The sequence below is a fragment of the Undibacterium sp. Ji22W genome (assembly GCF_049340305.1).
Lineage (GTDB): Bacteria > Pseudomonadota > Gammaproteobacteria > Burkholderiales > Burkholderiaceae_D > Undibacterium.
This window is the reverse complement of sequence record NZ_JBMPOU010000003.1, coordinates 67,521-93,447: the sequence shown is the minus strand read 5'-3', so window position 1 is coordinate 93,447 and position 25,927 is coordinate 67,521. Positions and strand designations below refer to the sequence as shown.

Annotated in this window: 23 protein-coding genes; 7 read left to right on the top strand and 16 right to left on the bottom strand. The window is 47.5% G+C overall.

What is annotated here, in order from left to right:
* Positions 1 to 54: 54 nt before the first annotated feature.
* The 8 genes from ACO0KW_RS13100 to ACO0KW_RS13065 form a co-directional block, all read right to left on the bottom strand.
* Positions 55 to 1,269 (bottom strand): ABC transporter permease, encoded by a 1,215-nt coding sequence (locus tag ACO0KW_RS13100; RefSeq protein ID WP_423053590.1) that lies wholly within the window; start codon positions 1,267 to 1,269, stop codon positions 55 to 57.
* A 184-nt stretch (positions 1,270 to 1,453) separates the two neighbouring features.
* Positions 1,454 to 2,200 carry an ABC transporter ATP-binding protein gene (locus tag ACO0KW_RS13095; RefSeq protein WP_423053588.1) on the bottom strand — a complete coding sequence of 249 codons (747 nt, stop codon included), beginning with the start codon at positions 2,198 to 2,200 and terminating at the stop codon, positions 1,454 to 1,456.
* The gene (locus tag ACO0KW_RS13090; protein WP_423053587.1) at positions 2,197 to 3,705 is read right to left on the bottom strand and encodes an efflux RND transporter periplasmic adaptor subunit; all 1,509 of its coding nucleotides are present in this window, start codon (positions 3,703 to 3,705) and stop codon (positions 2,197 to 2,199) included. Before ACO0KW_RS13090 ends, ACO0KW_RS13095 begins: the two co-directional genes overlap by 4 nt.
* Complete coding sequence (locus tag ACO0KW_RS13085) at positions 3,659 to 5,119, bottom strand: efflux transporter outer membrane subunit (RefSeq protein ID WP_423053586.1); 1,461 nt, start codon at positions 5,117 to 5,119, stop codon at positions 3,659 to 3,661. Before ACO0KW_RS13085 ends, ACO0KW_RS13090 begins: the two co-directional genes overlap by 47 nt.
* Before the next feature lie 498 nt (positions 5,120 to 5,617).
* Positions 5,618 to 6,019, bottom strand: a complete 402-nt coding sequence (locus tag ACO0KW_RS13080) for a hypothetical protein (RefSeq protein WP_423053584.1) — start codon at positions 6,017 to 6,019, stop codon at positions 5,618 to 5,620.
* A 67-nt stretch (positions 6,020 to 6,086) separates the two neighbouring features.
* A complete protein-coding gene (locus ACO0KW_RS13075) occupies positions 6,087 to 6,461 on the bottom strand; it encodes a hypothetical protein (RefSeq protein ID WP_423053583.1) in 375 nt (124 codons plus the stop codon).
* 152 nt (positions 6,462 to 6,613) lie between these two features.
* Complete coding sequence (locus ACO0KW_RS13070; RefSeq protein WP_423053582.1) at positions 6,614 to 7,012, bottom strand: VOC family protein; 399 nt, start codon at positions 7,010 to 7,012, stop codon at positions 6,614 to 6,616.
* Positions 7,013 to 7,138: 126 nt separating this feature from the next.
* Positions 7,139 to 7,276 carry a hypothetical protein gene (locus ACO0KW_RS13065; RefSeq protein ID WP_423053581.1) on the bottom strand — a complete coding sequence of 46 codons (138 nt, stop codon included), beginning with the start codon at positions 7,274 to 7,276 and terminating at the stop codon, positions 7,139 to 7,141.
* 37 nt (positions 7,277 to 7,313) lie between these two features.
* On the opposite strand from ACO0KW_RS13065, the gene ACO0KW_RS13060 reads away from it, so the two are divergent.
* Both ACO0KW_RS13060 and map read left to right on the top strand, forming a co-directional pair.
* Entirely contained in the window at positions 7,314 to 7,526 is a 213-nt protein-coding gene (locus ACO0KW_RS13060; RefSeq protein ID WP_423053580.1) for a ParD-like family protein, read from the top strand.
* Positions 7,527 to 7,534: 8 nt separating this feature from the next.
* Entirely contained in the window at positions 7,535 to 8,302 is a 768-nt protein-coding gene (map, locus tag ACO0KW_RS13055; RefSeq protein ID WP_423054666.1) for a type I methionyl aminopeptidase, read from the top strand.
* Positions 8,303 to 8,627: 325 nt separating this feature from the next.
* On the opposite strand, the gene ACO0KW_RS13050 is transcribed toward map, so the two are convergent.
* Both ACO0KW_RS13050 and ACO0KW_RS13045 read right to left on the bottom strand, forming a co-directional pair.
* Entirely contained in the window at positions 8,628 to 9,230 is a 603-nt protein-coding gene (locus ACO0KW_RS13050) for a hypothetical protein (RefSeq protein WP_423053578.1), read from the bottom strand.
* 30 nt (positions 9,231 to 9,260) lie between these two features.
* Entirely contained in the window at positions 9,261 to 9,692 is a 432-nt protein-coding gene (locus tag ACO0KW_RS13045; RefSeq protein WP_423053577.1) for a PilZ domain-containing protein, read from the bottom strand.
* An 819-nt stretch (positions 9,693 to 10,511) separates the two neighbouring features.
* On the opposite strand from ACO0KW_RS13045, the gene ACO0KW_RS13040 reads away from it, so the two are divergent.
* Together ACO0KW_RS13040 and ctlX are read left to right on the top strand one after the other, a co-directional pair.
* Positions 10,512 to 13,298 carry a TonB-dependent receptor gene (locus ACO0KW_RS13040; RefSeq protein ID WP_423053576.1) on the top strand — a complete coding sequence of 929 codons (2,787 nt, stop codon included), beginning with the start codon at positions 10,512 to 10,514 and terminating at the stop codon, positions 13,296 to 13,298.
* Positions 13,299 to 13,406: 108 nt separating this feature from the next.
* Positions 13,407 to 14,351: a citrulline utilization hydrolase CtlX gene (gene ctlX / locus ACO0KW_RS13035; RefSeq protein ID WP_423054665.1), complete on the top strand. Its 945-nt coding sequence runs from the start codon at positions 13,407 to 13,409 to the stop codon at positions 14,349 to 14,351.
* Here the strand turns inward: ctlX and ACO0KW_RS13030 are convergent.
* The 5 genes from ACO0KW_RS13030 to ACO0KW_RS13010 form a co-directional block, all read right to left on the bottom strand.
* Positions 14,348 to 15,253, bottom strand: coding sequence for a MurR/RpiR family transcriptional regulator (locus ACO0KW_RS13030; RefSeq protein WP_423053574.1), 906 nt, complete (start codon positions 15,251 to 15,253; stop codon positions 14,348 to 14,350). The genes ctlX and ACO0KW_RS13030 overlap by 4 nt on opposite strands.
* Before the next feature lie 141 nt (positions 15,254 to 15,394).
* A complete protein-coding gene (locus ACO0KW_RS13025) occupies positions 15,395 to 17,428 on the bottom strand; it encodes a hypothetical protein (RefSeq protein WP_423053573.1) in 2,034 nt (677 codons plus the stop codon).
* 35 nt (positions 17,429 to 17,463) lie between these two features.
* Positions 17,464 to 18,411, bottom strand: a complete 948-nt coding sequence (locus tag ACO0KW_RS13020) for an isoaspartyl peptidase/L-asparaginase family protein (protein WP_423053572.1) — start codon at positions 18,409 to 18,411, stop codon at positions 17,464 to 17,466.
* 59 nt (positions 18,412 to 18,470) lie between these two features.
* Positions 18,471 to 19,931, bottom strand: a complete 1,461-nt coding sequence (gene nhaC / locus ACO0KW_RS13015; RefSeq protein ID WP_423053571.1) for a Na+/H+ antiporter NhaC — start codon at positions 19,929 to 19,931, stop codon at positions 18,471 to 18,473.
* 1,305 nt (positions 19,932 to 21,236) lie between these two features.
* Positions 21,237 to 21,635: an SMI1/KNR4 family protein gene (locus tag ACO0KW_RS13010; RefSeq protein ID WP_423053570.1), complete on the bottom strand. Its 399-nt coding sequence runs from the start codon at positions 21,633 to 21,635 to the stop codon at positions 21,237 to 21,239.
* A gap of 825 nt (positions 21,636 to 22,460) precedes the next feature.
* Between ACO0KW_RS13010 and pcaC the strand changes: the two genes are divergently transcribed.
* The 3 genes from pcaC (at position 22,461) to ACO0KW_RS12995 (ending at position 24,828) form a co-directional block, all read left to right on the top strand.
* Positions 22,461 to 22,850, top strand: a complete 390-nt coding sequence (gene pcaC, locus ACO0KW_RS13005; RefSeq protein WP_423053568.1) for a 4-carboxymuconolactone decarboxylase — start codon at positions 22,461 to 22,463, stop codon at positions 22,848 to 22,850.
* Between the two features lie 295 nt (positions 22,851 to 23,145).
* Positions 23,146 to 24,027, top strand: coding sequence for a LysR family transcriptional regulator (locus tag ACO0KW_RS13000; RefSeq protein ID WP_423053566.1), 882 nt, complete (start codon positions 23,146 to 23,148; stop codon positions 24,025 to 24,027).
* A gap of 270 nt (positions 24,028 to 24,297) precedes the next feature.
* The gene (locus ACO0KW_RS12995; protein WP_423053564.1) at positions 24,298 to 24,828 is read left to right on the top strand and encodes a nuclear transport factor 2 family protein; all 531 of its coding nucleotides are present in this window, start codon (positions 24,298 to 24,300) and stop codon (positions 24,826 to 24,828) included.
* A gap of 66 nt (positions 24,829 to 24,894) precedes the next feature.
* On the opposite strand, the gene ACO0KW_RS12990 is transcribed toward ACO0KW_RS12995, so the two are convergent.
* Positions 24,895 to 25,860 (bottom strand): helix-turn-helix domain-containing protein, encoded by a 966-nt coding sequence (locus tag ACO0KW_RS12990; protein WP_423053562.1) that lies wholly within the window; start codon positions 25,858 to 25,860, stop codon positions 24,895 to 24,897.
* Positions 25,861 to 25,927 lie beyond the last annotated feature (67 nt).

Here is a 25,927-nt window from a genome sequence, read left to right as displayed (position 1 = left end):
AATCGGACCGTGTATTATCCACTTACATTTCCGGTGCAATGTGGTGCCATTTTCTTACTCGTGCCTCAGCGCCTCGATAGGATCTAATTGCGCAGCGCGACGCGCGGGAAAATAACCGAATACCATACCAATCGCTGCCGAGAATAACAAAGAAATCAGGTTAATAACAGGATCAAATTCATATGGCACACCCATTACGCTAGCCAATCCAAACGACGCCAAGGTGGCGATGAGAATGCCCACTACGCCACCGAGCGCAGACAAGACAACAGCCTCAATCAGAAATTGCAGCAGCACTTCTCTTTCCAATGCACCGACTGCAAGGCGCAAGCCAATTTCGCGGGTGCGTTCGGTGACACTGACCAACATGATATTCATAATGCCTATGCCGCCCACTAAGAGACTGACTGCGGCGACAGCACCTAGTAAGGTTGTGAGGACTTGTGTTGTGCTGGATAAGGTTTCCGCCAATTGCTGCGTGTCAAAAATATTAAAATTATCGTCGTCATTTTCGGATAACTTTCTACGTTCACGCAGTAACTGACGCAAGCTGGCTTTCAGTGGGGCGCTGTCGACGCCATCTCCCATGGAAACTAGTAAAGTATTGACTTTGCGACTGCCGGTGACGCGTCGTTGCAAGGTATGCAGAGGAACCACCACTACATCGTCCTGATCCCCCATTCCGCCTTGTCCTTTGGATGCGAGGATTCCAATCACTTCACAAGAAAATTGTTTCACCCGCAGTTGCTCACCGAGTCCCAGTTGCCCTGCCGCGCCGCCGAAGAGTTCACGCCTCACTGTTTCGCCGATCACACACACCGCCGATCCTGCGCCGAGTTCATCGGCATCAAATACGCGTCCACTGGCTAACTTCCAATTGCCAGTAATGAACCAATCATTGCTGCTGCCAGTGACACCAGTCGCCCAGTTACGTCCGTTCGCGACGACCGTTACACTCGCGCTCCCTTGTGGCGCGGCGACCGCGACGCCACCGATCTGCGCTGCAATCGCCGCGGCATCGGCCTCGGTAAATTGTGGTACACCGCCACCGCCGCCACCACCAAAACTTCGTTGACCGGGTCGTACCATTAGTAGATTGGTTCCCAAGCTCGAAATTTGCGTTTTAATCGCTTGCGTCGCGCCATTCCCCAACGTGACCATCGTAATCACTGCACTGACACCAATCACAATGCCAAGGATAGTCAGAAACGAGCGCAGAATATTGCGCTGGACTGAATGAATTGCGAGCATAAAGACGCTATATAACATCAGCTACTTTCTTACAGTAAGTGGCACAGCAACAGAAATGAATCATGCTCATCAAGGTGATCTTGTTTTCGACGCTGGTTGACCGAAGCTTATTGCGCGTGCTTGGTAAGACCAACGCGGTTTTTCCATTGAGCTGCATCAGGCAAACTACCAATGTTTTTGAACCAATCCCCTACGCAGCATTCTAGTTTTCCGTGGCGGTTGGAATCACACCCTGTTCACTAGTAATAGGGTGGGGATTCACGCGATCTTGCGCGATACCGCCATCCACAAAATGCACTAGTCGATGTGCATACGCTGCCATATCTGGTTCATGCGTCACCATCAACACGGTAATGCCATGATCGCGATTCAAAGCCAGCAGCAATCCCATAATTTCATGACTGCGTCGAGTATCTAAATTGCCGGTCGGTTCATCGGCCAAGACCACCGCCGGTGCGGTGACGATGGCGCGGGCGATGGCGACACGCTGTTGCTGTCCACCAGATAATTCTGAGGGAGTGTGACGCTCCCAACCTGCGAGTCCCACCGATTTCAGCGCCATTGCGGCAGCCTCACGACGCACACTGATATCATCGCCGCGATACAACAAAGGCAGCTCGACATTCTCTTGTGCAGAAGTGCGTGCCAACAAGTTAAATCCTTGAAAGACAAAACCCAAATATTGGCGGCGCAATCGAGCGCGTTGATCCCGCGTCAGCGATTCGACGTGCGCGCCTTTGAATAAGTATTGACCTTGGCTAGGCGTATCTAAGCAGCCAAGTATATTCATCACTGTTGATTTCCCTGAACCACTCGGTCCCATGATGGCAACAAATTCTCCTTGTTGAATATCGAGATCAATTCCTTTTAACGCCAGCAGTTGATTCTGCCCACTGCCGTAGACTTTGGTCACCCCACGCAAACTGATGAGCGGAACGGGTAAGCTCATGGCTGCACCGTTGATTTTTGACCCGTAATAACCCGCATTCCCACGCGCAAGTCGCCGCCAACGATTTCTGTCATACGTCCGTCGCTAATACCAAGGATCACAGCAACCGCGACGGCGGTTCCCGTTGCGCCACTACGAGTGTCTGTTGACTCTATCCAAACTTGCTTTGCCAAGGCCGTACTTGCACTAGTCGCCGCAGGGCGGCGCGTGTTATTCCCTGGCATGCGGGGCAACAAACCAGAGGCCATGCTCTTCCCCTGTGCCGCATTCTTTTGCGTGCCGGGCGTGAAGCGGAGTGCAGCATTTGGCACCAGCAAGACATCCGTTCTTTTCGTTGCAGTAATCATTGCCGTGGCTGTCATACCGGGGCGCAGGCTCAAGTCTTGATTATTGACATCCAGATAGGTAAGGTAAGTCACGACATTGTCGGTAATGGTGGAGCCACGGCCTATCCGTGTAATGTGCGCGGGGAATTGGCGGGAAGGATAGGCACTGACTGTAAAAAGCGCTTCCTGACCCAACTTGACTGCGCCAACGTCGGCCTCATCCACATACACCCACAAACGTAGTTTAGCCAAATCTTCTGCGATGGTAAAAAGCGTCACGGCTTGCAAGGATGCTGCCACTGCGTTGCCGGGATCAACATTCCGGGTAAGCACCACGCCGTCGGCAGGAGCGCGGATGGAAGACTTGGATAAAGTAATTTGATCCGTTGATGAGGCGGCTTTGGCATCTTGCACATTCGCCAGCGCGCTGTGCTCATCAGCGATCGCTCGGTCGCGCGTCGCACGCCCGGAATCAAGCTCTGTCTGTGCTGGGACCTTGCCGCCAGACAAACGCGCGACACTCTCTAGTCTTGCCAACATGGCGTTGGACTCTTTCACCGTGGCAGCGGTTTGCAAGACCTTTGCCTGCGCTGCCGCCAGCGCGGCGTTCGACCGTAAGATTTGATCACGTAACTTCGCCGCATCGAGCTCGACCAGCACCTGCCCTTTTTTCACATAATCATTTACATCGACATGCACTTTCAATACTGAGCCTGACAATTCACTACCAATATTAATAGACCGGGTTGGCTGTAGCGTGCCATTCGCTGTGACTGTCACGGTGAGATTGCCACGCCCGACAGTCTGCGTTGTATAAACAGGCAAATCGTTAGCCGCTTTCTGCACCAACCAATACCAAATACCGGCACCCAGCAACAATGCCAACACCAAACCTATCCAGATCGACGATCTGCGGTACCAAACACGGGCCTCAGGCTCACCCAGTAGACTTGCAATTTCGACGTCCGCACTTTTATGCTCCGGAACACCGACCTCACCCGTGTCACTGGTTTGTTCATTTCCCGTCGAATTCACCTTACTCATCGCTGTCGTTTCCTTATTGTTTCCTTGTTGTTTCATCACGAATGCCTTGAATACTGCTGACCCAGCCAAACCGGCTGCATCCATTTCATCAGTTAGAACGCCAACCACCGCCCAACGCTTTGTATAGACGCACATGGTCGGCGCTGAGATCTGTATTTGCGACCGCGACATTGTCCTGTGTACTGAACTGTGTTCGCTGAGTTTCATTCACCACTTGGAAATCGACTAAACCGGCACCAAAAAGTTGACGCGCAAGCTGTGCGGCCTGACTCGCGGCGTCGGCTGCCTGCTGCATCGCGAACAAGCGCTGACGATCATTGTGTAAGGCGACTAAAGCATTTTCAGTCTCACTCAGGGCGATCAAGATATTGGCGTGATAGACAGCGTTCGCCTGATCAAGTGCCGCTTCTTGTGCCTGAACTTGCGCACGCAAAGCGCCGCCGTTGAAGATGGGCAACGAGACACCCGCCAGTAAACTGCTGACTATCGCGCTGCTGTTACCAAGTGCACTGAGCGACATGGCGCTTAAGCCGAAGGAGCCGCCAATATTAAAGCTAGGCATACGCATTGCGTCAGCCTGCGACACACGGGCAATTGCAGCTCGCACTTGCTCCTCGGCGACACGAACATCTGGACGTTGGCGCAGAGTCTCCGCAGGAATGCTCAGTACGATCGTCTGCATCGGTCGTGGCACAGGCGCTTCCGATGCAAGCGTATTCACCAAGGACGCTGGTGACTGCCCTATCAGTACGGCAATTGCATGACAGGTTTGCACAATGCTGGTTTGCAGCGCCGCTAACTGCGCGGTGGTCTGCGCGACAATTGTCTTTGCTTGCTCGACTTGTAGAGCACTGACCAGACCCGCCTGCTGACGCCAATCGGTGATTTCTAAGGTTGCGCGTTGACTCGTCAAATTTTCTCTAGCGATGAATAATCTGCTTTGCGATCCGCGCAGCAAAATATAATCGAGCGCCACTTCGGCTGCGATGGAGGTTTTCACATCCGCCAAGCTAGCACTACTTGCGGCAAGACTCGCTTCGCTCACGGTCAGGGCATGACGATTAACACCAAAAATATCCAACTCCCAATTGGCATCAAAACCAAGCGCAAATTGATTGCCGCTACTTTTGCCACCAACAATCGAATGTTTCGCCATTGCCGATCCGGCGACGACTGGTAACAACGCAGCAGCAGCCACGTCACGCAAAGCCCGCGATTGACGCAGACTCGCTTGCGCAATCAAAACACTAGTATTATTCTCCATCGCTTGCACGATCAAAGTACTCATCAATGGATCTTGAAATCCCAGCCACCAATCCGCGGGCAAAGTACTCGGTCTCGCGAGCGAATAATCACTCGCAATCGATCTGGACCACACTGAAGGAATAATCCGCTGTGCGGCTTCGAGTTCAAGTCCGGGGTTCTTGCTCATTAAGGATGTACAACCAGATAAAATCAGCAAGCTCAGGCCAGCAGTCAAGATAGCAGTGAAAGTTCCTGGCGCAGCACGCGACGCTATGCCCCCGCGACTATGGTAGTGAGCGCTCATGCCTTCGCCAGACTCAAGAATGCCACGAGGATATACACAAGCTTCCTTTTAGAAGTTATTCGATCAAGATTGTGCGATCGCTTATCTAATCGCTTTTTCAATTGCCTATGCAATCGCTGATTCGAGATTCAAAGGAGACTATGCACGTTGGGAAGAATTTTGGTCTGTGTTCTGGCGTACACAAACCACTGCGGTGTGTCATCGAAAGTGGTTACGCAATTGTCTCAGCGGGAGAAGAAAAGAACTTATGGGCTATTTAAATCGCATCCACATTGATGACAGCTCGTGTCAAAAAAACGTTGCGGCATTTTCTACCTGTGATGTCGACAATTAGAACGAAAATCCACAGACACTAACGCGCTCCAGATTTTCAGTTAGGCAGACAAGTTGATTGTGCATATTGCTTGAAATTTTAGATGCGCCATTTCAAATTTAAACTTAGGCTCATGCGGATTCCCGGACAATCTAATGGCGAATATTAGGACCTTTCACGCGATTTTAAAAATCCAAGCCTAAATACCAACGCACTTTTTCTTGCTCAAAACGCTCAAGCACATTTTCATATTCACGCAGATCTTCGACCAAATTGCTGGCATCTTTCAATGCATCAGGATTGTTTTCAAGATGTACAGCCAATGCACGCACAGTTGCAAGACCCACTGTCGCATCGAACCACCGAGTCTCGGGCAACTCTGCCGGCATCTCGATACCTTCGTCTTCCATGAAGTCTGCAAGTTCTTCAGGATCTTGACTAATGAAGGACAGAATAGACTGCACGCTGAGTTCCTCACATAAATGATTCAAGGTGTCTTCATCGGCATGTCCGAGTGCTTTGCCATTCACAAAATGATCAAAGCCTTCAATTTCACGTTCTGGCACTATGTAATAGGCGACACTCATTTATACCTCCAATTATGCTTCGCTGTACGTCATAAAGTCGAGAAGCTGCAAAATAAATTCTAAAAAATTACTTATGCGTAGCCCTATAAATTCGTATTGCCTCTTTCTTATCTGAAAGATTGCGGGCGAATACACCTGTCTTAATTGGTAAAAATTCCGCGCCTTTCAAAAAAAACAAACGGCTATTTGAATGGTGCGATTCAGCTTCCTTTATCTGTCCTAAACTGAAATGTAAGAATGGATCTAAAGGAATATAAAGTGTATTTGGAACGTTTTTACCGCTTGATACGAGTACTTTTTCCACTTTAACTTGTAGTCGGATTAGATTTTTTGATCCAGGTCCAGTCATTACATTCAAATCGTCAATTTGTCGCCCCTCGCTATCGATCATTTCTACATTAATCACTGAACCAATAAAGATGTGATCGGCTGCACTTGCCATCTCCCTAAGGGACGCTGTAAGTGGAAACGATGCGAAAGACAAAGACGAAATAAAGAGTAAAAAAAATTTTAGAAAAAATTTCATAGATGGTAGCTACCTAACTTCCCAACAGCCTACGGTTCAGCGTCGTCGTGGAATCGGATAAGTGATGTCTAACTTGGCGTGCCAGCGATATGGAAGAGTCCCCAACCATGGCCGTCAGGATCGACGAAACTATGCGAATACATAAAGCCTAGATCCTCTGCTTGATCATAAGTCGTACCACCCGCAGCAAGCGCCTTGGCTACAAGACTATCGACTTCATCACGACTCTCACAGCAGAGATTGATCAGCATTTCCACCGTTGTGCTGGTATCGCAAATCGCTTTTGGTGTGAAGTCCCGAAATCTTTCCCGTGTACACAACATGACAAAAATCGTGTCGCTGATAATGACGCAGGCACCACTATCGCTAGAAAACTGCGGATTGTTTTCAAATCCAAGTGCCTTAAAAAAGGCTATCGATTTTGGGAGGTCGGCAACTGGGAGGTTAAGGTAAATCTGTTTGCTCATGTGTTTCTCCTAACTATCGTGACTAAGGACGATGCGTAACGGGGCTCAGACAAAGGAAGCGAGAACAAATTCCTCTCTCCTAGCTTGATTCCCATTCTATCAATGAAAAACAAATGGATAAGGTTTTTATCTACGCGCGGCGACATTTTTACTCTCTTTATTAGCGCCACTTTGTGGCAAGATGCCGACGCCATTTGACCATTCCGATGAATCCATTCGAGGATAGGTACTTGCGCTTTGCTGCCAATTAAATATATACTTCATATACGTTTCATATAGTCTGTAACTTTGAGGGAATTCTATGGGTATCGTCAATATCGACGACGAATTGCACGATCAAATGCGCAAGGCGAGCGCAGTGGGCTGTCGTTCGATCAATGCGCAAGCGGCTTTTTGGATCAAGATTGGGATGCTGTGCGAGATGAATCCGACCATGAGTTTTAATCAGATCATTGCGCAAGAGATGCAAGCCGCAGGCGTCGAGACCAAGGCACTCAGGGTTGCAGCGACATGAGCAATACCATCATCAAGCAACCGGAAGAAATCGCTTTGATGGCGGAATCCGGCAAGTTATTGGCGCGGGTTTTTAGTCACCTCGATCAATTGAATTTAATCGGCATGTCGACCATGCAGGTCAACGATCTAGTCGACCATTACATCGTGCACGAATTGCAGGCGCGCCCTGCGAGTAAGGGCCAGTACGGTTATGCGTATGCCTTAAATTCATCGCGTAACAAAGTCGTGTGCCACGGCGTGCCCTCGTCTGCCGACATTTTGCAAAATGGCGATATCGTGAATTTCGATATCACCTTAGAGAAGCATGGTTACATCGCAGATTCCAGCAAGACTTATCTCATCGGTGAAGTCTCCAAAGCAGCACAACGTTTAGTACAAGTGACGTATGAAGCCCTGTGGAAAGGTATCAAAGCCGTGCGTCCGGGTGCACGCCTTGGTGATATCGGTTTTGCGATAGAAAACCATGCACGTAAAAACGGTTACTCGGTAGTGCGCGAATATTGTGGTCACGGCATAGGCCGCGAAATGCATGAAGCACCAGAGGTTCTGCATTGGGGCAAACCACGGACTGGATTACTTTTGCGCGAAGGCATGGTATTCACCATCGAGCCTATGATCAATCAAGGCGGGAATGCGGTACACACTGAAGATGACGGCTGGTCGGTCGTCACGGTTGATGGCAAACTGTCTGCGCAGTTTGAACATACAGTGGCAGTGACAAGTGATGGTGTGCGGGTTTTGACTTTGCGTGAGGATGAACGCGCTTTGAGTTGAATTAAGCAATGCAAAGAATCCACTACCAATCTGGTGTCGTGAATCATTCACAGTGCGTGCGAGCAACTAACTCGCACAACCTGCCATGATAAATGCGAGCGGCGGCATGGGCATTTGCGAAACGACGCGAACAAAGAGTGATACGAAGTTCGATCGTGTATGAGAAAAAGATGTCGAGGTTAACTTGGCAATTTGATTAAGCACGCATGAAGACATACGCAACAATCGGCGTGATGAAGTCACTTTTTGATGTCTCGCTAATTGGCTTGCAGACGTAAATTTTCCGTTTAATTTTTTGTCTATACAGAAATCGCAAAAAGACCACTCAACGCATCTCCGCGCTCTCAACTCTGAATAACTCGCAAGCGCCAGCGCCGGTATCATCACGGGTCAGTGAAGACTGCCAACGCCAACCATCAGGTGCACTCACAGCGACCAGCTTTCCGCGCAATCGAATGATTTGACCGATCCTAACCTCTTTCAATGTTCTTTCAATCTGGGCATTCGCCGGAATCATATGCATATTAGCGCTATGTCTCGCGATCTCTGCCGGCGGAAGCGGTGCTTCGTTTTCCCAGCGATAAGAATAGAATCGATTGCCCTGAGAAATGCGCAAGGCAGACAAAACCTCAGAATCAGACATAGATCCCCAACCAAGAGCTAAATCCACAGTAGAAAGATCGGCCTCGCGTCCGCTAGAATACAATTCTTTGGACAATACACGTGCCTCTATATCGAAGTCTGCTAAAGCCTTAATTGTATAATGATCTTTCTGCCAAACCTCACCATGATCAAGCATGTTTTGCACAGGGTCGCGCTGTACCAAAACACCGTTCGAATGGTGTATAGGTTTTTGTGCACGTTGTTGAAATTGATACCAAGCACCAACCACGATCAATGCGACAAAGAACCAACGCCATGAGAGCATGTTTATCCTAGTTGAGAAGAGGTCTTCTCATCATACCAAAGTAGGATTAGCGATAGACGATTCTCTCAAAATACATCGCATAAATTTGTCTCCTTCATCGCTGTTATGTGCAATCAACAGAGCGATTTCGTCACCCGAGTAAGAGCTAAAAGTAAATCCACACTTTGTGTAAGTACTACCAACATCATTACTCCACACCAAATCAATCGTACCTGGTGGCAATCGAGTCTCGTCGCCACCAATCTGATTAATTAGGGACATCTCAAATCGCTGCCCTGTGACTGACTCCACTTTTTGAGTGAGGATTTGCAGGCCACCTTCACTCACATCAACTAACACGCCCGCGATACCGCTAGGATTATCTTCTGGCTTAAATACCCAGACCGGCAAAAAATCTTTTTCTTTCTGCACCAAGAAAAATTGAGTACGTTCAAATTTACGATTTTCAATTTCATTGTTCATTATGTTTCCTCACTTGTATTTAATCGCAACTAATCGCACCGGCAATACATAAGCAAACAAGCCGATTGCAGCAATCCTGCTGACGGAGCACGATATTGAATATTTGTGACGAGCTAATTACTTTGTGGAAGCACGGCTACAATCAGATCTGCTTCTGACCTGAAGTTTATATCTGATAGTTCTACCTCCCCAAACCCTAAGTGAGTGGTGGGCGTAAATATCCCCTCTCCCGCTTGCGGGAGAGGGTTAGGGTGAGGGTAGTTCGGCGACAGCACCGTATTTGACTGTCACAAAACACGACAAAATTTTAGATGTTTGTGCATTGAAAAACGTCATCCGAATCTGAGCGTCCCTCATCCCCAGCCCTTCTCCCGATTGCGGGAGAAGGGAGTGCCAAACTAAAACGGTCAAGAAAATTATTCCGGCCCGGATTGGAATCAAGTCCGGCATGACAGTCACGCGATTTGAATCGAATGCGAAGGTTTTTTACATAACAAGCACAGACATAAAAACCACAAAACCATCGAGATTTTCAAGTCTCTGAAAATAACTATTCAAAAATATGAATATATGAAATAATTGATTCATTAAAAATCCTGACAAGCATTTCGCAAAATCAGGATCGGATTTGATTCAAGCGGGTTTCAGCAGCAAAAAAAAACGATTCCCACAACTTGCGATGAAAATTTCTGACCTAGCCGTCAGCGGGGGATCTTTTTGCCTAAAAATTTTGAAGCGGAATATGAGAACGAGGTACTCGCTTAGCTTGAAGAGCTTTGGCGGGGTGATGTGATTTCAATAAAACAGGAGATGAAAGCAATGAAAAAGCAAAATGACTTACAAAGCATGGCTATGCGCCCAATGGCAAAATCAGTGCGTATAGCTTTAGGCCTGGCAACAATGATGAGCTGCACGCTGCCAGCGTTTGCACAAACAAGTACACCGCCAGAAGAGGCGACCAAGACGCAAAGAGTGGAAGTGACTGGAACCTCAATTAAGCGCCTTGCGCTCGAAACTTCCTTGCCGGTACAAATCATCACGCGCGAAGCCATCGAAAAAACGGGCGCAACCACTGCTGAGCAATTGATGGCACAGATCTCTGCCAACGTCGGCAGCATCGAAGAGAAATCACAAAACACGGATACCCAAAAGAACAGTGGTTTTTCAGGTGCAAACTTGAGAGGCTTAGGTGTATCGTCTACTTTGGTGTTACTGAATGGTCGACGCATGGCGAACTATGCGTTTGGCGGTCAAGGTGTGGATTTGAGTTCTATCCCGATGGCAGCATTAGAACGTGTGGAAATTTTAAAAGATGGTGCGTCCGCGACCTATGGTGCTGATGCAGTGGGTGGTGTCATCAATTTCATTACGCGTAAAGATTATCAAGGCGCGCAAATTTCAGCTCGTGCTGGTGGCTATGAAGAAGGTGGCGGCAATCGCAAGCAAGTGAGTGCTTCCGCTGGTCTTGGCAATATTGAGACAGATAGGTTTAACGTGTTTGGCTCTGTCCAAATCCAAAAAACAGCACAACTTCGTGCGGTACAAAGAGAGTGGTCAAAGACGGCATTACATCCAGAGCTCGGCACAAGTGGACCGTCCACCACAAGTTGGCCTGCCAACCTTTTTCCAACCACGTCGGCTAGTCCGGTCTATGGTAGCGCCACGACAAACGATGGTAAATGTACGCCACCGTACAGCGTGCTGTTTGATGGTTTCTGCCAATTCGACTATCAGGCAACGGCCGATTTGATTCCAGAATCGACTAAGCTTAACTCCTTTGCGCGCGCTGTTTTCGCGATTACGCCAAATCATCGATTATTCGCTGAAGCAGCTTATTCTAAGAACGAGGCATACTATCGCATCTCTCCTGCCACTTTTACCTCGTATCGACTGACTGCAAACGGTCCGCGGACTGCTTTGTTCTATCCTAAAGACGGTCCTTTTTTCCCAAAAACTTATGTCGATGCAAAAACGGGTGTCGTCACCAAAACACCCACGGATAAAAATGTTTTTGTCTCGGTTCGTCTCTTACCTCTTGGTCAACGAGAACGCGTTCAGGATACATCGCAAGAACGTTTCGTAATTGGCTCAGAAGGTGAAATCGCTGGTTGGGATTACAGCCTAGCGTGGAATCACTCGGTATCGAATACAACCGAGCAATACAACAACGGTTTCGTCTACGGTAGCAAACTCGGCCCTTTGATTACTTCGGGCGTGGTGAATTTGTGGGGAGAAAATACGCCAGAAGTGATGAAGTTGATGGAAGACACACAGGCAAAAAAAGTCGCTGGACGAACAGGCCGAGCAACCTCGGATAGCGTTGGCGGTAGTGCGTCTAAGGAACTATTTCAACTGCCAGCCGGACAAGTCGCTGTCGCCGTTGGGTTTGAATTACGTCGCGAGAAATTATCTGACACGCAGTCTGCGGAAGCCAAGTCTGGCCTGCTCAATAATATTACCTCGTCGCCAGACACGGTGACTTCGCGTGAAGTGAAAGCCTTGTATTCTGAGGTGCATGTTCCTATCACCAAGACTCTTGAAGCGGATTTAGCTGTTCGTTATGATTCCTATGACAGTGGCAATATTGGCAGTAGCACCAATCCAAAGTTGTCAATTCGCTGGCAGCCAATAAAAGAAGTCGTCGTCCGCGCCTCCGCGGGTACTGGTTTCCGCGCACCGTCATTAGCAGACGTGAGTGCTTCACCGAGCAATGCCTCGACCTCGAATTTTTATACCGATCCACTGCGCTGTGTGAACAATGTCGGTCCAGGTTGCAAGCCAGGTCCCATCCCTATTTTATTAGGCGGGAATCCTTTCCTTAAACCGGAAACGTCTAAGCAATTTGCGCTGGGTGCCGTGGTCGCACCTGGCTACGGTGTTACTGTGTCTGTGGATTATTGGAACATCAAAAAAGAAGACGTTATTTCTGCTTTGAGTGAAACCTTAATTGCATCCAACTTTGCTTATCTCACTAAATACACCACGCGTTTTCCGACTGACCCTGCATTTCCAAACATGCCGGGTCAGATCGAAAACATACTCTTACCTATGGATAACCAAGGTAAACGTAACGTCGCTGGTTTCGATCTGGGCGTAAGCCATCGCTTGAATCTGGACGAGTTTGGCCAATTGCGAACAAGCTTGAGTGGAACCTACTTGACTAAAACAGAAGAGCAATTGGTGAAGGATGGTCCGATGATGAACAACCTCGGCATTTATGCGAATCTCTATCCAACACCACGCTGGAAACATCAATTGTCATTTGATTGGAGTATCGCTAAATGGAATCTCGGCGTGACGAATAAATTCCAATCCAAATACCAAGATGCATTGGCTTATATCATCACACCGACACCTGGTGCAGCAGTTGTGAAACCAGTCGGTACGCCCGGCTACGCGGCGAAGGATGTGGCTGCGTATAGTACCTATGACTTATTTGTCGGCTATACAGGTTTCGATAAAGTACGTTTAAATGTCGGTGTCATCAATTTATTTAACAAGGCACCAAACGTATCGAATCAAACCGGCTACTTCCGTGGTTTTGATCAAAGCGTCGATGCGACCGGACGTTATGTCTATGCCAGTATGACCTACACCTTCAAGTAACACTTCAACACACCTGAGAAGCGTGATAAAAAAAGAGAGCGCATGCTTGCGTTCTCTTTTTTTGTTGTAGTGTCGATGCAAGAATGTTTAATTTTTTTATAGAGAGATATTTGCATGAAATCGATACAGGCACCCAATGCCGTTGTCATGATCCGTCCCCATCATTTTTGCCCTAATCCACAAACTGCGGCAGATAATAGTTTTCAAAGTGTAGATCAAACTCGATCCGCGCAAGAGATCGCAATCCGTGCCAGAGATGAAGTCACTACGGCTGCAAGCATGTTGGAAGCAGCTGGCGTGAAGGTGCGTGTATTTGACGATTTTAGTGAAAACGAAACGCCAGATTCAGTGTTTCCGAACAACTGGTTTTCAACACATGCTGGTGGCCATATTGCTCTGTACCCTATGTACTCACCAAATCGTCGGCGCGAACGTCGTACCGATGTGATTGACATGCTCAAATCGCAGTATCGCGTGCAAGATGTGATCGATTATTCTGGTCTCGAATATGATGGCATATTCTTGGAAGGTACTGGCGCGATGGTACTCGATCATATTGATCGCGTCGCTTATACGGCACGCTCTAATCGTGCTAATCCCGTAGCGCTGGAACGTTTTTGCACGCACTTTAATTTTGAGCCTATGGCGTTTCACTCCACCGATATGCATGGCCGCCCTGTGTACCACACCAATGTCATCATGTGTATCGCCACCGAGTTTGCCTTAGTCGCATTGGATATGATTCCGGATGCATTGCGTCGCGATGAAATGGTGCATCGCTTGCAGCAAACTGGCAGAGAAGTGATTGCGTTGACCGAAGCGCAGATTAATGAATTCGGTGGCAATGCATTAGAGCTCAATACCAAAGCGCCGGAACAGACAACAAGGGTATTAGCAATGTCAGCGAGAGCAGCGGCCAGCCTACTTCCCGAACAAAGAGCTATCATCGAAAAATCCGCACAGATATTGCCAATCGCGATACCGACTATCGAGCTGGCTGGCGGTTCGGTGCGATGTATGCTCGCTGGCATACATCTTTCAGCACGCAATTAGATCGTGGAGCCCAATTGGAAGGAGACGGATTCTGTCAATTCTGCTGCCATCGACACGGCAGCAGGATTACGTCGCATTACTTCAGCGACCAGGCCTTCACAGAGCAATTGCAAAGCGACATAACTAGACGGCAGAACCGGATGCGCGGCTGAAACAAATAGTCGCAAATCCGCTTCGTTGGCTAAAGGTGCGGCATGAGAATCAACGATGGCAATGACGGCGGCACCACGATCACGAGCAAATTTGGCGAGATGAACGGTATCGCGAGAATAGCGAGGCAAGCTCATCGCAACCAACACATCGCCCTTACCTATCGTGCTCATACGACTCGCGCTTTGTTCTGTGCCACCACTCACGCTTAAGGCCGACACAGCATGACTGAAAGGCGTTAATGCATCTGCAAACCAGCCACAGACATGGCTGGTCAAACCAAAACCTAAGACGTAGATACGTCCTTTCGTAGACAGCAATTTGGCGGCCTCGACGATGTCGGCTGCACTATTTTCGTGATTTAATTTTTCTAAATTTGCTTTGCCCATTTCGACATACTGCGCGGTTGAGCCTAGAATGTTTTTTCCTTTCTCATCGCGCAATTTTTCGATAGGGTCTATCGTTGCTCGCATGACCAAGGCGAGTTGCGATTTCAGATCCGCAAAACCAGCATAGCCCGCTGCACGCGCCATGCGATTAACACTGGCTGGGGAACTACCACATGCCTCTGCAACGTCTTCTATGCTTAATGTTGCCGCTTGTGCTGTGTGGCGCAACATCCATTGCGCAACCACGGTGAGTGCTGGTGAGGCATCACGTGCACCTTCGCGAATGCGGTCAAATGGATGTGTTGCATTGTCCTTGGAAGGGCTGCTTACTTTTGCTTTGCTGGTTTTTTTTTGAATCGACATGGTCGATATGCTTTCTTTTGAGAGTGCAAATAGGGAACGACGCAGAGGCATATTGTGCCGTTTTACAAGGCTAGATGCAAGCTAGCAAGCAAGTCCAGGCTCGTGTAATTCACAAGCCCTTCCCTTAGCCACTTTAATTGCTTATCGAAGATTATTTTCTATCACTGCACCATTGATTGAGGTTGGTGCGATGTCCAGCCTCAATCGAGCATAACTTAGATTTCCCTGGGTGTTGATTCGCAATTCAGTCTCTTGCACGCGACTTACTGTCAGCGCAAAATCAGTTAGGTCAGATGCTTTTTGGTTTTGTTCAAGACCTGTAAAACCGATGGCTTTTTGAGCGCCCTCTTCGCCCATTTTTTGAATGAGCTTTACGAAACGCAAGCTACCGGAATTTTGTACGCGCTCTGCGGTGATCGCTTTATTCATCGAAATCTGACTACTAATTTTGCTATCGTTTGCCAGTTGAATCTGTAAATCGCCAGCTTGGGTCATGATGAGACTATCGCCTTGATTCAGATAATGAATCATGATGTTCTCAATCTTGAATGCGGCCAGCTTTTCAGATTGCAATTTTGCCTGCCGCGCATCCACCACAAACACACCGCCAGCGCCAACCACACGCATGTGATGTGATCCATCTGCAGCGCTAGCGTGTACGACCAGCGCCGTATTTTCATCAACACCAAAACCATAATCGATACCGCTATCAGCGACCAATCGCACTAGTCTTGCCTCACGAGCACGTTGAGAAAAATGCGAATCAAGTACGCCAAATCGGAAGAAACCTAGACCGCCATTTTTGGCAAAGCTGCCCTTAGCACTGGCTTCCTCCGGCTCTGGCCCATCAATTTGTCTATAGCCGTGACGTAACACTTTCACGCTATCACCACCGCCGATCATAGGGATGGTACGACCTTGCCATAGCCCCCCTGATTGCACAGCGTCACCAGCACTGCTGCCAGCCACAACTAAGCGCCCCTCAGCATATTGCTTCTGCAATAGTCGAAGTTGTTCCGAGGCGGCATCGCTTGATTGCGCGCTATCCATCGATTTTCTGGTGACGAAACTTTCCAAATGACGAGTCTGGTTGCCTCCTGTGAAAAAAATACCATCGAGCTTCATTAGCTCTTGATTTAAGACACTCGCATTATTTTTACAAAACGCGATTTGTTGTGCGGCTAAATCTGGATAGAGCATATCCATGTGTGAATAGTCACGCAAAGAGCCACGGTTGGCATAGTCAGCATAAAAGATCGGTGCAAAGTCGCAAAGTTGCTGATCGATTGCCTGTCGCAAACCACCTTCGATTGGCAACCAGACGACGTCCGCCCCTAAAGATTTGAATGCGTAATAACTGATATCTCTGTCATTGAATGGATTTTCTGCAGAGGCAGTGACGATGCCTATTCTCGGCTTGCTACCGGGCTGTTTCTGATCGGCTTTTCGTTGCGTCGCTGCGAGGAAGGTTTGATAGATCGATGCACTACTTCTATCGCTCAAAAATTTAACGCTACGCGCTTGGACAAGGCGTTGCTCGGTCTTTGATTTTAAAGGTTCTACCAAGCTGTGACGCAGAGCTGATTGTGCCAAAGTTGAGAGTTCATTTTTAAGCTGGATCACTGGCGATATATCCTGTGACGCTAGTAGGTCAATCAAGGCTTTCCAGCTCAAACCAGATAAGACTGTTTCAGGTCTTGCATCCCGGATTTGGATCAGTTTTGCGATGACTTTGTCTTTGACCTGTTTTGCCATCAATGGATCGGGCAAGGCGCGTATTTTTTCTATACTGCTGGCATCGATACGATAGCTAAATGCGGGATGCGTGATGGCTGATTCAAACGAGATGTCGCTAATCTTTAGACCTGCAAAGGCCATGTCTTCTTGAAGTATCCTCGACCACCCTTGCAAACAATAACGACTGTTCGCTTCTTTCAAAAACTCTTTAGAGCCCATACTAGAGCAACTGCGCATGCCGCCACCAATGATCACATTACTGACATCGCCATAGTTAGTCTGCGTCACATTTTGATTACTCGATGGCGCTGCTTGTTTTGATTCTTGATTCGTACTGCAAGCACTTAGCGACAACACGCAAAGAGTAAAACCACCAATCGCACTAGAACGTACGAAATGCGGGTTAAGGTATTTGCTTAGAAAATGAGAACTAAACATGTGCAGCCTTTTCTTGTGTCACCTCTGCCGAGGAATTAATCAGAAAAAATTCGCGTCTCTATCTCGCCATCCTGTGTCACCCAACCTCGGTACATCCCACGAGAATTAAATGGCATAGCAATGCTGCCATCGCGACCCACTGTGATACAGCCACCTTCGCCACCAAGTGCGCTCAGATTTTCAAATACAGTAGCGTTAGCGGCTTGCGATAAGCTTTGTTTTCCATACACCATGCGGGCGTGAATATCGTGCCCGACGCAAGCACGGATAAAGTGCTCCCCCGTTCCGGTAGCTGACACCGCACAACTGGCATCGTTAGCATAGACGCCAGCACCGATCAAAGGCGTGTCACCAATTCGACCAGGACGTTTATTCGTCATGCCCCCTGTTGAAGTGGCTGCAGCTAAATGCCCGTGCTGATCGAGCGCTACCGCGCCCACTGTGCCAAACTTCTTTTCGTTGTCTGCTTTGCTAGTCCCTATAGTCGCTACCGAATGATCTAAAGCGACTTGACTCGGGTCGCTAGCACGTAGGGTTTGTAGCTGTTGCAGACGATGCAAAGTCGAAAAATAGTTATTGCTCACTTGTGGCAAACCCGCTTCAAGCGCGAATTGATCCGCGCCTGCGCCACACAACAACACATAACGCTGGTCTTTCAAGAGCGCATGTGCGGCACGTACTGGATTTTTAATGTGACGAGCACCTGCGACTGCACCCGCGCTCAGATCACTGCCGTCCATCGCACCGGCATCTAGCTCGTGAGATTCATCAGCCGTAAAAACCGCACCATGTCCCGCGTTGAATAAAGGATGATTTTCCAATGTCTCGACTGCTGCCACCACTGCGTCAATCGCCGTACCGCCCTCTTTCAAAATCACTTGTCCCACTTCGAGTGCTTGTCGTAGTCCTTGATGATATGGTTGTTCATCACCACCTGTTTGTATCACGCCAGCCCCACCGTGTATGGCTAAAGTGTATGTCATTGTCTACCTCTATAAATGAATGTCCGTTTGGAAAAGTGTGTGAAATCTCACTAATCCTTTTAGTCGTCTATCTTCCGAATACCTATGCCCGTAAATCCATAGATCACCGCCAAAATGAAGCAGCCATAGCAAAGGAATGCGTAGGGTGCGTACTCGATCACGGATACGCCTAATTGGGTTGACATGTAGATGCCCGCCATCGACCAAGGAATGATAGGTACAACAACGGTGCCAGCGTCTTCTATGGTTCGACTCAAATTGACGGCATGTAATCCAGCCTTGCGATACGCGGCGCTAAACATTTCTGCAGGAATAATCAGGCTGAGGTATGAAGCGCCTGTCGTGAACGCGATGATGATGCAAGACACTACAGTAGAAAGTATCAATGGTCCGCGATTTAAGCTGACCTTGTTCGTGATAGCTCGCAGTATGGTTTCTAGCATCCCTGCTTTGGAAGCGATACCCGCAAAACCGAAAGCGCAGAACACGATCAACATGGTATTCATCATCGACATCATGCCACCACGTGCCAAGAGTCGATTAATGTCTGCGGGGATGTCTTGTAAGGTCAAACCAACTTGGGCTATTTTTGCTGACACCATGCGCATATCAAATCCGTTGACTAAGGCGTTGACGCCATCATTGAATGCAAATCCTTGTACGAACAAACCAATCATAAATGCCACCGCAGCGGAAAACAACATGATAGGAACGGTCGGCATTTTTCGTATCGAGCCGACGATCACGATCAAGGCCGGTATCAACAAAACGAAACTCATAGCACCAAATTGGTAGATGTTTTCGAGTGCATTCAGATTCTCTTGCACCTTGGCGGGAGTCACGTACACAGCGCTTTGCGAGACACGCCCCATCACGCTATAAAGTACGATGGACAGAAAAAAGATAGGCAAGGTCGTGTATAGCAAATGACGAATGTGCTCATAAAGATTCGCCCCAGTGACTAAAGATGCCAAATTGGTCGAATCCGATAACGGCGACATTTTGTCACCAAAATAAGCACCAGCAACAATCGCCCCTGCGGTCATCGGCAACGGCGCACCGAGATTGAAGGCAATACCAATTAAGGCGACGCCTATGGTACCAACAGAGCCCCAAGAGGTCCCTGTGACGGTCGAAACGATGGCCGCGATTACGAAGGACGAAACAACAATATAGTCCGGGTGTATGACCTTGATACCGTAGTAGATCATCATCGGAATCGTCCCCGAAAACATCCATGCACCGATCAATGCACCGACCGAGGTCAAGATCAAAGAAGCCGGCATCGAAGTCGCCAATTTCTCGACGATCCCCGCTTCCATGTCTTTCCAGCTGAGACCGTGTGCGAGCGCAATGCAGCCTGTTATGGCTGCACTAAGGAGTAATAGTACAGATACGTTGAGGTGATAGATCCCTGCGCCCACTCCGAGCAAAAGAATAATGATCGCAAAGGGCGCAGCACTCCAAAAAAATGAGATGGGCTGTTTGACTTGGTTGTCACCCGATTCCTTGGTTTGCATGCGTTATCTCCTTTTGTGAAATTCATTCGATCACTACTTTGATCATTTTTATGAACGAATTATTTCACACAAGCCGATTTTTGAACAGGAATTTTTATAAAGTGATTTTTTTAGCGCTTTTGTTTTGAGTAAATTGGACAGCTCACAGAAGGAACTAGGTAATCGACCCTTAGAATTTGTATCGCTTGGGAAAAGTATTTAAGCAGCTTTGCAGTTGCTGGATAGGGGGCAGTGAATTAGAAGAATCCGCACGTAGGTTGCGGCTGAACAAAGTGAAGCCCAACATAGGGTTTCACTTTGTTTGTTCGTCGCTGGTGTGAGAACCACATTCTTCCAAATACGCTGATGCTACTAATTGCGAAGTAGCTCAAAAAGAAGTCAGCATCCAGACAGGAAAAAGCACACTTACGACTACAAAAAAGCAGAGGAAAATCGCGGCATACCAACGCACGCACGACACCACAGGCGCAGGCAATTTCTCAATCAACTTTGCATCAGATCGAAGAAGCCCATGCGTTGGGTGAAACCAAAATGCACAGCAGAGTGCAGCCCACGTAATGAAGACAGGCGGCATGGAGACACCCGTAAGAGTATGAAGTGGCAATTTTCCAGGCATAACAAACATGAAGATTGCTACCCAAACAGCAGCTATACCAGTCAATGCGGCTGCGAGCAATGCCCAGCGAAATGGATAGAATCGGATCGCGAGAGTTGTCAGGAAAGTTGGCCTCATACGTCGTTACTCCATTTCGTTAACAATCTAAAATTCAAATTTCACTCACTCGGATCCATGCTGACGTGTATCAGTTTGCTTGATGAGTACAAAATCAACTTAGCGCAATTTGCGTATTTTGCAAATCACAATGACAGCATTCCTAGTGAGATCGGCTGCTAGCGGCGGAACAGAGTAAAACCAAACTTAGCTCATACGGATACTTATCCGCTACTTTCATCTACTGAACCCACTCCTCAGAGCCCATTGCACGAGATCCGGACCAAGCTCTGATTCATAAACTTCTGCTCGGTAATCACTAGCTTTACCAATCGAAGGGAAATACGCTAACACCATCGGTAACCCTTCAGGAGAAGTAAAACCCTGATCCAAGACCACTTCATCTCCAGCGAGTGGCACTCTGCCTTTTCGAGAAAGCAAGCGGTAGCGATCGACAGGTAGATCTACCAAAAGTTTCGCTCGATGATTGCTACTTTGACTCATGCCTCCTCCCGGCGTTGAAATGAGCGGAACACGAACACAGCTTCCAAATAGAACGAATTTTTCATTCGCAACTTTGATCGAACGTACTCTTATACGTTGTGCTTTAGTTCGCTAAAATCATTGGCTGCAAATACCAATTCCTCGGTTTCATGATCGAACCAATATACCGTCGAATCAATGTTCCCACTGTCCTCAATTTTATACACCAATACATCACCGCCACCATTATTTCCAATGACAATCAAATTGGTGGGCAGCCTATAGTATTCGCGTGCTGTCCTCGTCTCATGCACAATGCTGTTGCAAGTTCTTTTAATTCTTTTTTTATCCGAAGTGTCATAGAACGGGTGCAATTCATAGTGATCTGTCGATACCTCGACACCACCACCATTCAGTTTCATCATTTTCTTTCGAAATGATTCTGGAAACTTAACACCAAGTTCTTCTTCAGCTCTTTCGATAAATAGTTCGTCTAATGGGAAAGCCATATTTTCCTATTTTGTATAACGTTTGAGCTAACCGTCCCGCTGTGTAGTGTCCGGTTGAGCGAATACTTAGGAGTCAGTCTTTCGAACATATGCTGACCAGCATTTTGTCAATAGCGAACTTCTCAATTTCAGGGAGGTTCCTTTGTGACAGGTTAATTCCCCACTCCGGTTTGCTCTTCAATCCGGGTGCGTCGTAGTTGCGTTCTACAAATACGCTGTTCGGTTGTAGCCAGACTATAGATGGAATGAGGTATGAGATCGGCTCCTTACCTTCAAACAGTAGACCGAGTGCTACGTATAGGCCCTCTCTCGGTTTGAAATGGGTCTTTGGCATGAATACATAGCCATAGCTTCGAAGACACTTTGCCTGTATTTCGATGAAGGGACATACCTGCTTAAAAACAGGTATAACAGAGGAAACCATTTGCGCCGCTTGAATCTTCAACTCCAAATGTTATTCTCGCTTAATGAAGTCGTAAACTAAGCGCTAAATTTTGCGCAGCTTTCGGAAGCACGGAATTAGAAAAGATTGAAAATAAAGTCGTGAACAAATATCCGATTTCACCTACTATTTTTATCTTTTCTTTGGTTAAAGTCGTGAATAAAAATTAATCGCTAAAACCCCGCGATTGATGCTCTTTGCTCTATCATATTGTCGGAAAAAACAAGGTCAATACATCTTTCGTCCATTCTCCGTTAGTTGCGGAATAGATTTCAATTAGCATTTATCAGTCACTACAAATTCACAATATCGCTGTTAATCTCTGTAACTTAAATATCATTTTACTTTGTATTCAGCCGGAAATAGATCTTCTAGGAAAAACCATGTCCAATGACAAACAGTATAAAGACGGATTGCAAACACGTACCAAAGTAATGGGTGAAGAGTTTGTAAATAAAGCCTTAAGTAACACAACAGAATTCACCCAACCCCTCCAAGATTTCATCACTCGAGAAGCTTGGGGTACAGTTTGGCAGCGCAATGGTTTAGATCTAAAAACTCGAAGTATCGTGACTGTCGCGATGCTTACGGCGTTAGGTAAAACGCATGAGTTAAAAGGGCACGTTCGGGGTGCGCTCAATAATGGCGTCACTAAAGAAGAGCTACAGGAAATTCTATTACACGGCACCATCTATTGCGGGGTGCCTGCCGTAGCCGAGGCATTTAGAGCTGCTTCTGATGTTTTAAACGAGATTGATTCAAAGATAGATTGAGATTCACTCCTGCGTGACTTATCTTGCGCAGGAGTGGCAGCTAATTAATGAGGCCGTGCGCAAACTCTTTGGAACGAAAGAAAGCGTAGATCTTCACGACCGGTACCCGATCGACTCGCTGTGACTACCTTGTGCCTCGTTAACCCACTAAGTGCTGCTTGTCCCATCATGCCAAGTGCTCCGATTACGACGACAGTTTTCATAAATTTATCTCGAATGATTGAAAGAGAGGAGATTCTAGGAGGCGGGTGATACAATGACAAACAGAGATTACCTGTAAGAGATACAAATATTTATGATGGACAAGATAGAAATCAGGCACATGAGAGTTTTCGTCAAACTCGTCAAAGAAAAAAACGTCTCCAAGGTCGCGTCCGAGACCGGTTTGACACAGCAAGCCGTCAGTGGGTATTTGAAGAAATTAAGAGAAGAATTCAAAAACGAGCTATTTTTGCGTCAAAGCAACGGCCTAAAACCTACCGACTTTGCCTACGAACTTTGCTCAAGGTTTGAGCGTGTCATACACGAGTTCGACAATGTCTATGAAACTCTTCCATTTGACCTGGCATCCATCAAAAAGACATTCACCATCATAGCGAATGAATACGCACAGCTTTCTTATGTACCACTCATTGTGCAAGCCGCCGTAAGATCTGCACCAAATATAAAATTCAAAATCCTGGACTTTGATCAAAGAACCCACGAAGAAATGCTGGCATCGGGGGAGGCCGACATTTTAATTGGCTTCAAAGATTTTATTGATGACAGGCTTAACCAGACATTGATCAAGGAGGACTACTACTCGTGCATCGTCAACGCAAAATCAAGAATACCCGATGCAGTACAAAATCTCAGTGACCTGTCAAAATTTCCTCATGTCGCTATGAACAATAGTGCTTTTTATTTTAGCGATACGGTCGATCATTTTCTAAATCAGCAAGGTGTGACGAGGAACGTCATTGCCACATTGCCGTGCTACACATTCTTACAGAGCTTCCTGTCTGTAAATGACGTAATCGCCTTTATTCCTTCTACGATGGCTCGCCTTGGAAATTTTAGAACACTCAAATTTGATGCAAACCCACAATCCTTCGGTGTAGTGGCGGCATGGCACCGGAGGGTAGCGGAAAATCCTCTTCACAATTGGGCTATTGAGACAATCCTCAGTATCAGGTAGTAAGCATTGCCGTTCATTTCATCTTCGATTTCAGATCAAACAAACATCGCAGTATAAGAACCTCGCCTTTGGCTATATCCATCACTGCGATGACCCCGACTTTCGGTTTCGTCGCATAGATCCCCCCAAGTTTACCTTGCGTGGTTGACAATGATAGTATTCGCCACGCCTCTTGGTGTACCGCTATTGCTAAACAGATTATGTTGATACTGGTACTGTCGGCTGGTCTGCGATGCTCGATGCAAGATTCTTGTGCCGTCGTCACACCAAGTGGAAACAGGCACTTGCCAATCCAGACCAGCCATCTTAAACGCGCTTTCAGCGCTACATTTACCTTTTTCGACTACTCTGAAATTTTTCTTTTTAACTTTGCTAACAATCTCTATCGCGTCATCGGCATATGCTGCCCCATCGGACACGGCCACAAACAAAAAGATCGTTGTCGATTTTTACGATATGGCTTTTGCCCAGCGAATGCCGACAAAGGCTGCATTGAAATTCATATCACCAACCACTTATATACAGCATAACCCTGAAGGAAAAGATGGGCGCGACAACTTTATCAATGGTTTCGCCAAGTTCGTCGAGAATGGCACCTTGAAATACGTCATCAAACGTGCCATCGCAGAAAAAGATCTCGTGGTGATTCATAGCCACTGTTTAGACAATCCAGCCGACCTCAATGAGCGTGGCCAAGCCTATGTAGACATCTTCCATGTGCAGGGCGGAAAGATTGTCGAGCATTGGGATGTTGGTCAGCCAATCCCTGAAAAATCAGCAAACTCGAACAGAATGTTTTGAAGTCGATATTTTTTATAACGCAAACATCGCTTAAGCAGCCATTTTAATGGCTGCTTAAGTTGCCTGCTATTCGCCTCGAAACTGCCTTCTCCATTCCGTTGGTGAGAGACCAAATTGCCGCCTGAAGTGCAATCGAAGTGATTCTGGCGATCCATAGCCGGCCTTTTCTGCCACCGCCTCAATTGAAGCATCCGTCGACTCCAATAGACGCTGGACGTAGGTCAAACGTTGAACTTGCAGCCAAGACAGAAAGTTCGTCCCAGCCAATAGCTTGAACTGGCGCGTAAAGGTTCTTCGACTCATATTGACATGTTCAGCCACCGAATCGACGGTGTGAGGCGCATGCAGGTTTTCTCGTACCCAATCAAACAAATCCGAGATACGCGAATGTGCCTGTGATTCTGGAATAGGCTGTTCGATGTACTGTGCTTGGCCACCTTGACGATATGGCGGCACCACTAGTCGACGAGCAACGCTATTGGCTACTTCGGATCCATATTGTTGGCGCAACAAATAAAGGCAGCAGTCAATTCCAGCGGCCGTCCCAGCTGAAGTCACGATGCCATTTTCCTCAACATAGAGCACATTGGCATCGAGATTAATTTGAGGATAACGCTTGGAAAAATCCGTTGCATAAGCCCAGTGCGTCGTCGCAGACAGTCCATCGAGTAAGCCTGCCTCTGCAAGCACGTAGGCACCGAGACATAGTCCAACTATTTTTGCACCTCCGGAATGTGCCGCATTTAATGCCTTCAGTAACTGAGCTGGCGGTTTCTCTGCCGGGTCACGCCAACTAGGTACGATGACGATGTCCGCACGCCGAAGTGCCGCAAGGCCGTAGTCTATGGTTATACTAAATCCAGTCGATGTTCGCAATGTGCCCGGCTCAGCAGCACACACTTTGAATTTAAGCTTGGGACAGCCGGGATGCGCTTCTCCAAACACCACGCAAGGGACGGCCAGATGGAATGGGCTGATTCGATCAAAGGCGATGAGGACGACGGAAAGCGGAGTTGGTTCGTGATTTTTCATAATGGCCTATTATTACTGAAATAGTTAATTTAAGCCACTTTCTATACTATGCCTTTTCTAGAATAAT